We start from the raw sequence: 14,496 nt of genomic DNA, 5'->3' as shown, positions 1-14,496 counted from the left end.
ATCCCTGGACCAGCACAAATACCTTTAATTTTGTTCCCTGTACTGTCTGAGCTTTTCTTCAAGCCGCTTCCGTTCAAGCTCCGTTTCTTCGTCATCCTGCTCTGCGGCTGGTTCTCCACGTTCTTCGCTCTGCTGTAAATACTGTGGCAGCGTTTCTTTCCGGACAATTTTTCTGCCGGAAGATGTTTTCTTTGAGGCCCAGTCCTGATACTTTCTGTGCTCCTGCTTTGCAAGGTCCATCGCTTCCTTGACAGTTGACACCTGTTTCCGCGCCCAGTGGCTCGCGATTCGCTGAACATACGTCTTTGAGAGCTTCATATCGGTTTTGAGCATGACATAGTAAATCAGGACGTTCACAACGCCCGGATGAAGCTTTTGTTTGAACATGACTTCTTCAACAATCTGCAGGTCTGCAGCAGATGGCTCTATGCCGTCTGCCAGGTCCTTTAAAAACTGCTTCGGCGAGATGCTCTCAAGCTGTCTGATCAGCGATTCTTCCTGTGACAGTTCAGCCTGAACGGCAGGCTTTGACCTGAGATGGGAAGGCTGTACTTTTTCAGTAAGAGCAGGAAGTCTTTCTCCGTGCTCAAACTGATACCAGTCTCTTGCAGCCTTTCTGAGTTCATCTATTTGAATGGCTTCATTCGCATCAATGGCGTTCATCACAACATTCTTCATCTCCATGGCTCCAATGCCGTAAAGATAAGAAAGTTTCTTGATCGTTTCTTTTACTTTCGGCGTAATGGATTTCCTTGGAATGACAGCTTCTGAAAGCCCGGCGTAAAACAGATCAAAATCAAAAACAGTGTCCGTCATATGGGGAGAGCTTCCCGTCTGAGAACCAAGGAAGTCCTTGCCTTCTTCAGGGATCATGGATTCCTGCATTTCTCCTGAAGCAAAAGAGTGCATTTCTGTTGGCTGCAGGGACTGAAACACCTCATTGAAGGGCTTTGTCACCTGCGTCAAGTTTTCCGGAAGGCTGCTGTCTGAAAAGTAGGCTTTCAGCTGACTGTATTTTGACTTTCCGATTCGGTTATACAGATAAATGTTCAATACCCCGTCCTGAAAAAATTCATCCGGCATGATGGGCGGCATCAGCTCATAAATGTAGAGTCTGGAATCTCCTTCTTCTTTCAGATAGGTTTTAAGCAGTCCTATGCCCTCAAGCTTAATCCGTTCTTCATAGATCTCCCTCAGGTTGCTTTGCATAAGAGACATCAAGCCATGATGCGTCGTTTCTCTGCTCCATATCCGGTCCTGTTCAAGCTCTGACCAGAGTGTCATATAGAGGGCATAGCATTTTGCCCCAAGCAGAGGCTGATAGAGCAGCGTCAGAACTTTTCTGTCAAAATCCTGCAGCAGCCCGTTCATTTTAACGAGATACCTGTCTACCGGAAGTAATTGTTTCCAATGATTGTCCATAGCATTCCCTCTGTTTCATCGGCCGAAACAAGCAGCATGCCTGCGAAAAGGAAAAAAGAGCCCAAAACCATGTTCTGCGCGCTCTTATTTCACCTTTTTGATCAGCTCTGATAATTCTTGAATAAATACATTTATATCTTTAAACTGGCGGTAAACGGACGCAAACCGGACGTAAGCCACTTCATCCACACCTGCAAGCCTGTCCATAACCATTTCGCCAATGTCGTCGCTGTTCACTTCTGATATTCCCTGATTCCGGAGTTCTTTTTCAATATCCTGCACAATCTCCTCCAGTTTCGGAAGAGGAACAGGGCGCTTTTCACACGCTTTGATGAGCCCCCGAAGAATCTTATCTTTGCTGAATTCTTCCCGGACCCCTTCTTTTTTGACAACGATGAGCGGAATCTCCTCTACCTTTTCAAACGTTGTGAAGCGGTACTGGCACTCTTCACATTCACGCCGTCTCCGAATAGATTTTCCTTCATCAACCGGACGGGAGTCCAGAACTCTCGTGCCATTATGATGACATGTAGGACATTTCATACAACCAGCTCCAATCAAAAAGCATCGGGATTTCTGTTACAGTCTGATCTTGATGCCGAATCTTTTCTTCTATCTTTCCCAAAAGCATGGACTTTCCTTCGCACGCAGCCGTTATCACTTCGGATAAAGTCCTGTGCCGATAAACGGAAGATCCTTATTCAACTTTTCGTAAGCCTCACTGATCAGCTTTTTGCTGAACCCGAAATCTGTTCCGAGCTTTGAATCTGTTGACACATTGAAATCAATGGCAGTTTCGTAAGGCCGTACAGATATGACCGTGACAATCATCATCGCTTTTTTAGGTTTTTCAATGGCAAGACTGATTTCGCCGTGCTCTTCGGAAACGGAGGTTACTTTTGCTCCAGGCATTCTGCCGAGCGTTTGCTGAACGGTTTCCATTGCCTTCTTGGCGGTCGTTTTATAATAGTGGCTTCTCAACGCCTCATCGTAATGATTTTCAGACGTTTCCTGTCCTGCAGAGAAGAAACTTTTCATTTTATGCATCATGCTCATAATCAGGCTTGGCTCCTTTTCAAATTAGAATAAAAGGTATGTATGTAAAAGGTCATTGCATAAGAAAAAGAGGTGCATGCTGCACCTCTTTCATTTTACATGAAAATGAGTAATCATTAAAGAGCTTTTACTTGAGCCTGTTTCACTTGTACAGGACCCATGCCGCGCGGGATCTCAATGTTCTCGCGTGTTTGTGCGCAAAGAGCCTCTGCAATATAGTCTGCTGCAACATTCGGGTTTAAATCTCCGCAAGTATATACATCAATGCTTGCATATCCATGTTCAGGGAAACTGTGAATCGTTAAGTGAGACTCAGAGATGATGACAACCCCGCTCACTCCTTGAGGAGCAAATTTGTGAAAAGCTACCTCGCGCACTTCAGCACCTGATTTCAGCGCAGCATTTACAAACGTTTTTTCAATAAAGTCCATATCATTCAGTTTATCAAAGTCGCATCCCCACAGTTCAGAGATTACGTGACGTCCCATTGTTTCCATTATATGGTTCCCCCTTTAGGAATTTTAGTTTACATGAAGTTCTTCGCAATGGATTGTTGAACTACCACGGGGGAAAGTTAGTCCAGAGAGGTCCTAACCCTTTAAGTAGCCACAAGGCCGCGTTCATTAAGAAGTTCACGAAAAATAGTATACTTTCTTTAGTTTGTTTTTGCAACACACTTTTTTCAAAAAAAAGATGCTTCTCTTTCACGCAGGGGCTCGCAGCGTACGTTGCCGGGTGTTTTAGTATTTTTTTAGCAGAGATAAATTTCGTTTTTTGCGGAGGACATAATTTGGAATACTTTCTGGCGGGATGGTGCTATTGAACCGGATTTTTTCTGCTTGAGGGTTCTTATTGGGTGTATCGGTGCCATCAAACCGGATTTTTTTCTGCTTGAGGGTTCTTATCGGACGGATCGGTGCCATCAAACCTGATTCTTTTCCGCTTGAGGGTTCTCATCGGGCGGATCGGTGCCATCAAACCGGATTTTTTTTCTGCTTGAGGGTTCTTATTGGGTGGGATGGTGCCGTCAAACAGAATTCTTCTCTGCTTGAGGGTTCTTATCGGGCGGATCAGGACCACCAAACCAGATATTTCTCTGTTTGAGGGTTCTATCCTCACTGAGTCCTGTTACAGAGTGATTACTAGTTTGCTTATGACCCTCCGCACGATCTCCCTCCTGATGAAGGGTCATTTCATATGTACTTATTTTTGTTTACACCAGATCCCGCTGCTATTCTCATTGATCAGATCCGTCAGATCAGATTTCTCGCAGGTTTGCACCACCCCTAAATGCTGGATGCATAAAGAAAAGACAGCCAAAGGCTGTCTTTTCCACTTATACGTTTATACTGCTGATAACTTCTTCATTTTCGAAGCAACAAATCGAACGAGATCCACAACTCTGCATGAGTAGCCCCACTCGTTGTCATACCATGCGAGCACTTTGATTTTCCGGTCTGCCATGACCATGGTGGACAGGCCGTCGATGATTGCGGAATGCGGGTTTGTGTTAAAGTCAATCGATACTAGCGGCTCTGTTGTAAAATCCAGGATTCCCTGTAGTTCTCCGTCTGCAGCATCCATGAACGCAGCACTTACTTCTTCAACTGTCACGTCTCTTTTCACATCGACAACGAGGTCGACGAGCGAGACATTCGGAGTTGGGACTCTAAGTGCCATGCCATGAAGTTTGCCTTTTAGATGAGGCAGGACTAGAGACAGCGCTTTTGCAGCGCCTGTTGTTGTCGGGATGATGGACTGGCCGCATGCTCTTGCTCTGCGCAGATCTTTGTGCGGGTTATCAATGTTTTTCTGATCGTTTGTGTAGGCGTGAACGGTTGTCATGAGGCCGTTTTCAATGCCGAACTGTTCATCGAGCACTTTTACAACAGGTGCCAGGCAGTTTGTAGTGCATGATGCATTTGAAATGATGACGTGCTGTTCATTGTTGTAAGCCTCTTCATTTACGCCCATGACAACTGTAATGTCTTCATTTTTCCCCGGTGCTGTTAAGATGACTTTTTTTGCACCAGCCTGTACATGGTACATCGCTTTTTCACCGTCGTTGAATTTACCCGTAGCTTCAACAACTATATCAATATCCATGAGCCCCCAAGGCAAATCCCTCGGATCTCTGAAATTAAGTAATTGGACCTTTTGTCCGTTAACTAGCAAATAATCATCAAAAGGAAGCACTTCCCCTTCGAACTTCCCGTGGTTTGTATCATATTTGATCATGTGCGCCAGCGTCTCGGCCGGATAGCTTGCGTTGATGGCGACAATCGTCATGCTTTCTTCAAAGATTGCTTTTCTGAATACCATTCTCCCAATTCGACCAAAACCGTTAATGGCAATCTTCGCTTTCATACCATTACCCCTCTCGGATTATGTGATATACTAATATATGCTTATTCGCACGATTAGTATATCACATTTAAGCCCAAATAGGATGATTAAATGTTCTTTTTTCAAAAAAAAATGAAACGAGGCTTCACTTAGAAGCCAGGTTCCATTTTTCAAGCAATATCTCAAACTGTTCCTTTGTTGATTCGATCGTTCCGTTGTTGTCGATCACTTCATCCGCCTGATCCTTTTTTTCATTCAGGGGGAGCTGGGAAGCGATTCTCCATTTTGCATCTTCTTCTGATAACCCGTTGCGTTTCATTAATCTGCTGAGCTGCACATCCGGATTCACGTATACGACCAGCGTAACATCCGCCAAGTGTGTCAGCTTGCTTTCAAACAAAAGCGGAATATCCAGGACGACCGCAGCCTCGCCGCTTGCTTCCGCCTCTTCTTTTTGCCTCAGCATTTCTTTTCTGACTGCCGGATGCACGATGCTGTTCAGTTTTTCCCGCTCTTTTGCATGTTGAAAAATAATGCTCCCAAGCTTCTCGCGGTCAATCGATCCGTCTTCGTGAAGGATGCCGCTCCCAAAGGCTTCTGCAATCAGCCGGTATGCCGGCGCGCCTTGTTCTACGACCTGTCTTGCGATGATATCTGCATCTATAACCCGGATGTTTGCTTCTTTGAACATGTTTGATACGGTGCTTTTTCCGCTTGCAATACCGCCTGTTAATCCAATTGAGAGCGTCACTTTTTATTCCCCCTGCTTCTAAAGCTTCCAGATTCCGAGTATAATCAGCAGAACTCCCGGAAGAAATGATAGTTTTTCCATCCAGGCGAATCTTGAAAAGAGGTGCCCGGATTTGATTCCGAACATTACAAACAAAGAGCTCATAACGGCCACAAGCACGCTTGTCGCAAAGGGAGAATAGCCGAGCAGCGCCGCTCCTATTCCTGCTCCAAACGCATCAAGCGACAATGCAAATCCGAGCAGGAGGGCTTCAACCCCTGTGATTGTGCCGGATTTATCAATATCTGCTGCAGCCGGTCTGCTCAAAATGTTAATCACGATGCCAAACGACTTGATTTCAAGGTTAAGCAGGGTCTTTTCAGATTCTTCCTTTGTCATTTCCCTGACAGGCTGAAGAAATTGATAAAGCACCCATGCGCCAATGCCTATTAAAACAATGCCACCAAGCTTTCCGGTCAGACTGTGCGGGAGAACAGAGGCAAGCGCGTGTCCAACCCCCATTGCAAGCAGCAAGGTAACTGCCGAGCAGCAGGCAATGATGAAGACCGACTTAAACGGCATGCTCATTTTCCTTAATCCATAAGTGAAACCGACTGAAAAGCTATCCAGACTTACTGCAAATGCCAATAAAAAAAGTGATGCAGCTGCAACCATAAACCATGCCCCTTCCGCAAATGCTACGGTAGTATATGACATCGGCCTATGAGGTGTTCACTTATCTCTGGCACCTGCTGCAGTAGTGCGTCCCTCTTCCTCCAACTACAGTTTTGATCAGGGTTTTGCCGCAGACCTTGCATGGTTCATTCGTTCTTCCGTATACAAACAGCTGAAGCTGAAACATGCCGATCTGACCTTGCGTGTTCACGTAGGATCTGACCGTGCTGCCGCCTTTTTCAACGGCTTCACTCAGAGTGCGCACAATTTCCTGCTGAAGCTTTGCTGTTTCCTCTGCGCTGAGTCCGTTTGCAGGACGCTCAGGGTGGATGCCGGATCTGAAGAGAGCTTCATCGACATAAATGTTCCCAAGGCCTACAAGCACCTTCTGGTCAAGGAGCACAGCCTTGATTTTCCGGTTCGTCTTTTTCAGCTTTTCCTGCAGGTATTCGGCGGTGAAGCTTTCAGAGAACGGTTCGGGCCCAAGATGGGACAGCGGCATATGGAGTTCTTCCTCGCCTTTGGTGAAAAGGTGCATCGTGCCAAACTTTCTGACATCCTTATACCTGAGCTCAGAGCCATCCGTCATCTTAAAAACCACATGCGTATGCTTGTCGATCGGGTCAGAGGACTGAAACAGGCCGTATCTCCCTTCCATTCTGAGATGGGAGACAAGGACATAGTCATCAAGATAGAATTTGAGGAACTTCCCCCGTCTTCCGACATCCCGGATCGTCTGACCGGCAACAGCATCCTGAAACTGCACCGTTTCTTCCGGCTTTTTAATCATCTTCGGCCAATGGATATACACGGCCTCAATTGTTTTTCCTTTGACTAATTCAATCAGTGTCCGTCTGACGGTTTCAACTTCCGGCAGTTCAGGCATATTCTCACTTCCTTATTTTGCGTCGTACCAGGATGAACCATAGGAGTAGTCCACTTTAAGCGGCACTTTCAGTTCAACGGCATGTTCCATTACTTGCGGAACAAGCTTTTCAAGTACCGGGATTTCTTCTTTTGGGGCTTCAAAAATCAATTCATCATGCACCTGAAGGAGCAGGCGTGTCTGCAGCTTTTCCTCTTTCAGCTTTGCAGCCATGTCAATCATCGCTTTTTTGATGATATCGGCCGCACTTCCCTGGATTGGGGTATTCATCGCCGTTCTCTCTGCAAAGCTTCTGATATTGAAATTTCTGCTCGTTATTTCAGGGATATAGCGTCTGCGGTGAAGAAGCGTTTTTACATAGCCGTTTTGCTTGGCTTCCTGTACAATCTCCTCCATATATTCCTTCACTCCGTCGAAGCTTTCAAGGTACCGTTTAATAAACTCTCCTGCCTCTTTTCGGGTAATATTCAGACTTTGAGAAAGGCCATAGTCGCTGATTCCATATACGATACCAAAGTTAACGGCCTTCGCCTGCCTTCTCATATTTGAAGTAACGGCATCCGCTTCAACGCCGAAAACGTCCATGGCTGTTTTCGTATGAATATCAAGGTCATTTTGAAAAGCCTCAATCAGATTGCTGTCGCCTGCGATGTGAGCAAGAACCCGGAGTTCAATCTGCGAATAATCTGCTGCAAACATGACCCAGTCTTTTTCAGAAGGGACAAAGGCCTGGCGGATTTTGCGACCCTCTTCAAGGCGGATCGGGATATTCTGAAGGTTCGGGTCCGTCGAGCTCAGGCGGCCTGTCTGAGTAAGCGTCTGTACATATCTTGTATGCACCTTTCTTGTGTCCTTGTGGACGACTTTCAAAAGCCCCTCAATATAGGTGGACTGAAGTTTTCCAAGCTGGCGGTAATGAAGGATTTCCTGCACGATTTCATGTTTTCCTGCAAGCTTTTCAAGGACGTCTGCAGACGTGGAGTATCCTGTCTTTGTTTTCTTTGCAGCAGGCAGTCCAAGCTTGTCAAAGAGAATCGAGCCGAGCTGTTTTGGTGAATTGATATTAAAGGCCTCACCCGCGAGACGGTGAATCGTTTCTTCCAGTGTCATCAGACGGTCTGTCAGCTCCCGTCCCATGTCTTCGAGACGCTCAATATCAACACTCACACCTGTTGCTTCCATTTCAGCAAGAATAATGGAAAGCGGCATTTCAAGATCAAGATAAAGCTCAAGCTGCTCATTTTCCTCAAGTTGGAGCTGAAGCTTTTCTTTAACAGCCTTTAGGGCGAGACCTTTTCTCACAAGGTGTTCAGCAAGCATCGAAGCTTCCGGAATGGCCCGTTTTGCCCCCTTGCCATAAACCGTTTCGTCGGACTGAACAAGGTGAATTCCGCTGTGGCGGGCCACTCCTGCTGCATCAGCAAACGACTGCGAAGGGTCAAGGATATAGGCTGCAAGCAAAACGTCAAATTCAACTGCGTTCAGCTCAATACCCTGCCAGTGAAGAGCAACGATGGATTGTTTGGCATCATAAACCGTTTTTCGTTTCGTCTCGTCTGCCGCCCATTTTTTAAACGCCTCCGATTTAACGGCAAGTTCTGCCGGCACATAGTAGCTGCCATTTTCATTTATGACAGCAAGTCCGATTATGCTGCTGCTGTGATAGTTGTCATCAAGGACTTCGACAATAAGGACGGAATCATCCCTCAGGTGCTTATCCGCTATTTCGTCCAGCATTTCAAATTGAACATCTTCAATGGGCTCAAGCTCTGCTTCTGTGTCCGCTCCCAGTTTGTCCAGGAGAGAATTGAAGCCGAGCTCTTTGTAAATACCCGCTACATTCTTCGCCTCAAAGCCCTTATACTCAGCTTCAGACAAGGTAATTTCAAGCGGCGCCTCACAGTTGATTGTTGCAAGCTCTTTGCTCATCATCGCCTGTTCTTTGTTTTCTTCAAGCTTTTCTTTTAATTTTTTGGCCGTAACCTTGTCTAAGGATTCATAGAGCGCTTCAAGGGTTTCATGTTCCTTCAGAAGTTTGATGGCCGTTTTTTCTCCGACCCCCGGAACACCCGGGATGTTGTCTGAACTGTCTCCCATAAGCCCCTTCATATCGATAATCTGAGAGGGGGACAGGCCGTATTTCTCCATAACAAATTCAGGCGTATAGGAATCAACATCTGTTATTCCTTTTCTTGTAATGTCAACGGTGATCTGTTCTGAGACGAGCTGCGTCAAATCTTTATCACCTGAAATGACTTTTACTTCAAAACCGTCTTTTTCGGCTTGTTTTGACAGCGTTCCGATAATATCATCCGCTTCATAATTCGGAAGCTCATACCGTGAAATGCTGTAGGCATCAAGCAGCTCCCTTATAAACGGAAATTGCTCCGACAGCTCCGGCGGGGTCTTCTGCCGGCCGCCCTTGTATTCTTTGAACGTTTCATGCCTGAAGGTCGTTTTTCCCGCATCAAAGGCAACCAGCATGTGAGACGGCTTTTCATCTTCAAGTATTTTCATTAGGATCATGGTAAATCCGTAAATAGCGTTTGTATGTACACCTTTGTCATTGTTCAGCAGCGGAAGGGCAAAAAAAGCCCGGTAGGCAATGCTGTTCCCGTCAATCAGCACGAGTTTTTTCGGCATAGGTAAACCTCCCTGTAAAAGGATATAAAAAATCCCCTGATTTTCTTTCTCTATTCTACCATGACAGGCAGACAGAATGAAAATCAGGGGACAGGACGCTGTTAGTCAGTTCCGCCCATCAATGTTTTAGCATAATCAGAGTCAAACGGCATGATAATGACCGTTTCTTCGTCAATTGTCTTTTTATAGGATTCAAGTGTTCTGTACAATTCATAGAATTCCGGGTTTTTAGAATAGGAACTGTTGTAGATTCTCCCTGCTTCCTGTTCTCCCTGACTTCTGATAACATCTGCATTGGCTGCTGCTTTAGCCAGCATTTCCTTTACAGTCCGGTCGGTTGCTGCAATGGCACTGTTTTTCTTTGCATCACCCTGGGACAAGTAATCCTGGGCCGTTGACTGTCTTTCGGAGATCATGCGGGTATAAACAGATGCTTCATTGTCCTCAGGCAGGTCGGTGCGTTTGATTCTGACATCTGTAACTGTAATTCCGTACCCGTCCTTTTCCAGAAGACCATTCACGATTTCAGTGACTTTATCATTAATGCTGCCTCTTGACGACTTTTCATCATTGATGATTTCATCATAGTTGAGCCGGCCAAGCTCTGAACGGACTGTGGAAAAAGTGAACTCTGCCATTTTTGTTTCAGCGTTCACGAGCGTTCTAGCGTTGGCAATCATTTTTTTAGGATCATCCACTTTCCACACAGCATAATTATCGATCAGTATTCTTTTTTTATCTTTCGTATTGATTTCCGCTTCTTCAACATCATATGTCATCTGATATTTTGGAATGGAGGAAACCGACTGTACAAAAGGCACCTTCAAGTGCAGCCCCGGCTTTTCGATGATTCTTACAACCTCACCAAACTGGCGGACTGCTTTATATTCATTTTCTTTTACGACAAACATGTTGGTGAAAAGAACAATCGCTGCAGCAAGGGTGAGTAAAAGCCAGAGTCCCGTCTTTATATATTTGCCGTATCCTCCGGAATCTCCGCGCTTTTCACTCATGTCCACCAGGTTGTCATTGGCCATTCTTTTCACTTCCTTCCTCAGTTTCAGGTTTTGGCTCTTCCTTTTTCTTCTGCAGTTCGCCAATAGGGAGGTATTTCATTGTGCTTCCGTCATCTTTCATAAAATAGATCGTGGCTCCAGGAAGCACTTGATCGATCGTTTCAAGAATGAGACGCTTCTCTGTTATGCCCTCGGCTTTTTCATACTCGCTAAGAACAGCGTTGAAATTAGCTACTTCTCCGCGGGCTTTTTCGATTCTTGCCGTTTTGTCAGCTTCTGCTTTTGAGATGAGTGCATCCTCTTCCCCTTCAGCCTCACGTGTTCGCTGATTTGAGTATTTTTTTGCTTCATTGATTTTTGTATTCATCGTTTCACGCGCGCTTGTTACGTCCGTAAAGGCTTTCCTTACCTCATCATTCGGGAGGTCAACATCCTGAAGTTTGACGGCCAGAACCGAAATGCCGATATCATACTTCTCCATCAAGGAAATCAGCAGTTCCTGAACATTTTCCTCGATTTCCACTTTTCCGGACGTGAGCGCATCGTCTATTTCAGAGCTGCCGATAATGCTTCGCAGGGAAGCTGATGTGGCGTCATACAGGATTTCCTCTGGATCTTCCGAGTTAAACAAGTACTTTTCAGGATCGGTAATTTTCCACTGCACAACCATATCTGCGAGAACGATATTTTCATCCCCTGTGATCATTTTTGTATCCTTTGGAAAGGATTTAACTTCGCCGTTTTCTTCGGAATAGCCGAACTTAAGACTGAACGTTTCTTTGGACAGCTTTTCAACGGACTGTATCGGCCATGGCATTTTGAAGTGAAGACCGGGCTCACTGATGCCTTCTTCTACTTCACCGAATGTGATGATAACCGCCTGATCGGATTCATCGACCGTATACCATGTTGTAAATGCAACGATCAACAGGACTGCAGCCAGCAGAACTGCCCCTATGATCGTGTAAATGCGCCTGATGCTGATCATTTCTCCGCCCCCTTTTTCTCTTCACAAATATTTACGTTCTTTCCATGAAAAGGTTTCATCTTTTTTTGAAGACAAAAAAAGGGACGAGAACAGGGATGTTCTCGTCCAAAAGATTGGCTCCTTGGATGAAGGGGTTTTCACTTAGTATATTATCAGCATTTTATTAAGCAGGAATAAATGTGATGTAAATATATTGTAAACTAGCCTTCGTTTTGGTTTTTGTTCAGTTTAACTGTAAACGTAGTCCCTTCTCCAACGGTGCTGCTCACATAAATCCGTCCTTTGTGGGCTTCCACCAGATGTTTGACAATGGCAAGCCCGAGCCCTGTCCCGCCTGAATTCCGGCTTCTCGCTTTGTCTACTCTGTAAAAACGTTCGAAAATCCGCGGAATTTCTTCTTTTTCAATGCCAATCCCCGTGTCACTCACGATAAATACGGCATGGTCACCGCCATCTTTGAGGATAACATTCACTTTGCCGCCCTTGGGTGTATAGTTCAATGCATTGCTGATCAGGTTGATGAAGATCTGCTTCAGGCGGTACACATCCCCGTAAATATGAAGCTCATCCTCCGGCATAGCAAGTGAGAGCCCGATTTCTTTTTCTTCTGCTTTGCTTTTTAGGATGATGATGACTTCTTCGAGAACTTCCTTCGCATTGCAGTGCTGAAGGTTCAGCTTAAAGCCCTGCTGTTCTATTTTGGACAGGTCAAGCAGATCCTGAATAAGCGTTTGAAGACGGTCGCTTTCTTTCAAGATGATCGAGAGAAAGTACTCGAGTGTCTGCCTGTCTTCAAGTGCTCCGTCAAGCAGCGTTTCCGTAAACCCTTTAATCGATGTAATCGGTGTTTTCAGCTCATGCGATACGTTCGCAACAAAGTCTTTTCTCATCTGTTCGAGTTTTTTCAGCTCAGTGATATCATGGAAAACAAGCACGATGCCTTTCCATTCATCGTTTGTGCCTATAATCGGCGCACCGTACACTTCAAAATGCCTGCGCTCAATTTTCAGAGGGAGATGCAGCTGTTTTCTTGCTTTGATTTCAGTCATGAAGATATGCTCGACCAAATCAACAATCTCCCGGTGTTCGAACGCTTCATAATAAAGCTTGTATAGAAAGTCCGTTGATTTAATGTGAAAGAGCTCTTTGTATGCCCGGTTTACCAGGTTAATGTAGCCTCTTCCGTCAATCAGAATCAGACCGCTGCCCATATTTTCGATCAGTGTCTGCAGCCTGTCCTGCTGCATTTCCTGTGCACGGTTCATATCCTGAAGGTTTCTGGCAAGCACATTAATAGACTGGCTGAGCATGCCTGTTTCATCCAGGTGATCTTCATAGGTTCTTGCTTTATAATTTCCTTTTGCAAGCTCCATCGCAACGTTTGTCGCCGATTCAATCGGCCTTGTGTAGCGCGATGTAATTCTGACAGCAAGCAGCAGAATGACAAGGAGGGCCATTCCCAGACTTGCAATCAGCAATCCCCATATTTGCTGGTTGATTTTCTTTAAAGACGATTCTGTAGAGCTGAGGACGATGTACCCCCGCTTTTCGTTGTTTTCCAGATAAGGAAGTCCGTAAAAATACAGTTTGTCGTTTTGTATATTTAATTTGAAGCCTTTATCTGCATTCCGGTGCTTTAGAAGAATCTCTTTTGAAATAGAAGTGTGATCCTGTTTAAACGGACCGGCATCATGAAGAACATTTCCGTTTCTGTCATAAATGGTGATATGAGCTTTAATGGCTTTGCTGTAGCGGTTCAGGAAGGAATCCATCTCAGAAGACGACAGTCCCTTTTCCTTCACCAGAAGCTCAGTAATTTTCGCTTCCTCTTTCATCCGCTCCTGAAAAGAACTCATGTAATAGCTGCCGAAAATTTGACCAAGCAAAAGCCCCAGGCCGATCAATACGGCAATAATCAAAGTAATAAGGGCAAAAATAAGGCGTGACCGGAATCTATTCATCCAGCCTAGGCTCCTCAAGCTTGTAGCCGAGTCCCCTTATTGTTTTAATATAAAGCGGTTTTTTCGTATTGCGTTCAATCTTTTCCCTCAAGTGACTAATGTGGACATCCACGATTCGTGTATCCCCTGCAAAATCATAGTTCCATACGGCACTCAAAAGCTGGTCGCGCGTCAGTACTCTTCCTTTATGACGTGCAAGGTATACAAGCAATTCAAATTCCTTAGGTGTCAGCTCAAGTCGTTCATCCCCGTAATACGCTTCATAATGTTCAGGAAGAATTCTCAAATCGCCTATCATAATTCTTTCAGATGTATCGACTTCTTTTTCTTCAGATTCCGAAGTTGTCTGCGTTCTTCTCAAAATGGCTTTCACTCTCGCCACAACTTCTCTCGGACTGAAAGGCTTTGTCATATAATCATCAGCGCCAAGCTCAAGGCCAAGCACCTTATCAAATTCATCATCTTTAGCCGTCAGCATGAGAATCGGCACCATGATTTTCTTTTGTCTAAGCTGCTTGCACACTTCGATCCCGTCCATTTTAGGCAGCATAAGATCAAGAACCATTAGATCAGGGGACTCATTCAAACCCTTCTCAAGCCCGTCTTCTCCATCTATAGCGGTTATTACCTCATACCCTGCCTGAACCAGATTGTATTGCAGCAGAGTCAGGATTGATTGCTCATCATCTACGACCAGAATTTTCTTACTCATATAAAGCCTCCACCAAATAGTATTCCCCTAGCAATCCAACGTGTTTTCTCTCTTTTATACT

General features: G+C 45.2%; 13 protein-coding genes. All 13 read right to left on the bottom strand.

The genetic code is table 11. From position 1 onward, the window contains the following. Positions 1 to 24: 24 nt before the first annotated feature. On the bottom strand, positions 25 to 1,422 hold the full coding sequence (locus tag RKD52_RS05995) for a replication initiation and membrane attachment family protein (RefSeq protein WP_369734661.1): 1,398 nt from the start codon (positions 1,420 to 1,422) through the stop codon (positions 25 to 27). Positions 1,423 to 1,506: 84 nt separating this feature from the next. Further along, positions 1,507 to 1,965: a transcriptional regulator NrdR gene (gene nrdR / locus RKD52_RS05990; RefSeq protein WP_029279183.1), complete on the bottom strand. Its 459-nt coding sequence runs from the start codon at positions 1,963 to 1,965 to the stop codon at positions 1,507 to 1,509. A 114-nt stretch (positions 1,966 to 2,079) separates the two neighbouring features. Then, positions 2,080 to 2,478, bottom strand: coding sequence for a cytosolic protein (locus tag RKD52_RS05985; protein WP_454099041.1), 399 nt, complete (start codon positions 2,476 to 2,478; stop codon positions 2,080 to 2,082). Positions 2,479 to 2,594: 116 nt separating this feature from the next. Beyond that, entirely contained in the window at positions 2,595 to 2,975 is a 381-nt protein-coding gene (speD, locus tag RKD52_RS05980; RefSeq protein WP_029279179.1) for an adenosylmethionine decarboxylase, read from the bottom strand. A gap of 847 nt (positions 2,976 to 3,822) precedes the next feature. Next, on the bottom strand, positions 3,823 to 4,845 hold the full coding sequence (locus RKD52_RS05975) for a glyceraldehyde-3-phosphate dehydrogenase (RefSeq protein ID WP_369734659.1): 1,023 nt from the start codon (positions 4,843 to 4,845) through the stop codon (positions 3,823 to 3,825). 124 nt (positions 4,846 to 4,969) lie between these two features. After that, positions 4,970 to 5,575, bottom strand: a complete 606-nt coding sequence (coaE, locus tag RKD52_RS05970) for a dephospho-CoA kinase (protein WP_454099040.1) — start codon at positions 5,573 to 5,575, stop codon at positions 4,970 to 4,972. A gap of 18 nt (positions 5,576 to 5,593) precedes the next feature. Further along, complete coding sequence (ytaF, locus tag RKD52_RS05965) at positions 5,594 to 6,229, bottom strand: sporulation membrane protein YtaF (protein ID WP_454099039.1); 636 nt, start codon at positions 6,227 to 6,229, stop codon at positions 5,594 to 5,596. A gap of 61 nt (positions 6,230 to 6,290) precedes the next feature. Further along, on the bottom strand, positions 6,291 to 7,115 hold the full coding sequence (gene mutM / locus RKD52_RS05960) for a DNA-formamidopyrimidine glycosylase (RefSeq protein ID WP_454099038.1): 825 nt from the start codon (positions 7,113 to 7,115) through the stop codon (positions 6,291 to 6,293). 12 nt (positions 7,116 to 7,127) lie between these two features. Beyond that, a complete protein-coding gene (gene polA, locus RKD52_RS05955) occupies positions 7,128 to 9,758 on the bottom strand; it encodes a DNA polymerase I (RefSeq protein ID WP_454099037.1) in 2,631 nt (876 codons plus the stop codon). Positions 9,759 to 9,859: 101 nt separating this feature from the next. Continuing rightward, positions 9,860 to 10,795: a protease modulator HflC gene (gene hflC / locus RKD52_RS05950; protein ID WP_454099036.1), complete on the bottom strand. Its 936-nt coding sequence runs from the start codon at positions 10,793 to 10,795 to the stop codon at positions 9,860 to 9,862. Beyond that, the gene (gene hflK / locus RKD52_RS05945) at positions 10,785 to 11,762 is read right to left on the bottom strand and encodes an FtsH protease activity modulator HflK (protein WP_203288351.1); all 978 of its coding nucleotides are present in this window, start codon (positions 11,760 to 11,762) and stop codon (positions 10,785 to 10,787) included. Before hflK ends, hflC begins: the two co-directional genes overlap by 11 nt. 200 nt (positions 11,763 to 11,962) lie before the next feature. Further along, on the bottom strand, positions 11,963 to 13,723 hold the full coding sequence (gene pnpS / locus RKD52_RS05940; RefSeq protein ID WP_454099035.1) for a two-component system histidine kinase PnpS: 1,761 nt from the start codon (positions 13,721 to 13,723) through the stop codon (positions 11,963 to 11,965). Further along, complete coding sequence (locus RKD52_RS05935; protein WP_369734651.1) at positions 13,716 to 14,435, bottom strand: winged helix-turn-helix domain-containing protein; 720 nt, start codon at positions 14,433 to 14,435, stop codon at positions 13,716 to 13,718. Before RKD52_RS05935 ends, pnpS begins: the two co-directional genes overlap by 8 nt. Positions 14,436 to 14,496 lie beyond the last annotated feature (61 nt).

The sequence above is a fragment of the Metabacillus sp. SLBN-84 genome, assembly GCF_053629595.1.
This window is presented reverse-complemented; position numbering and strand designations above follow the sequence as displayed.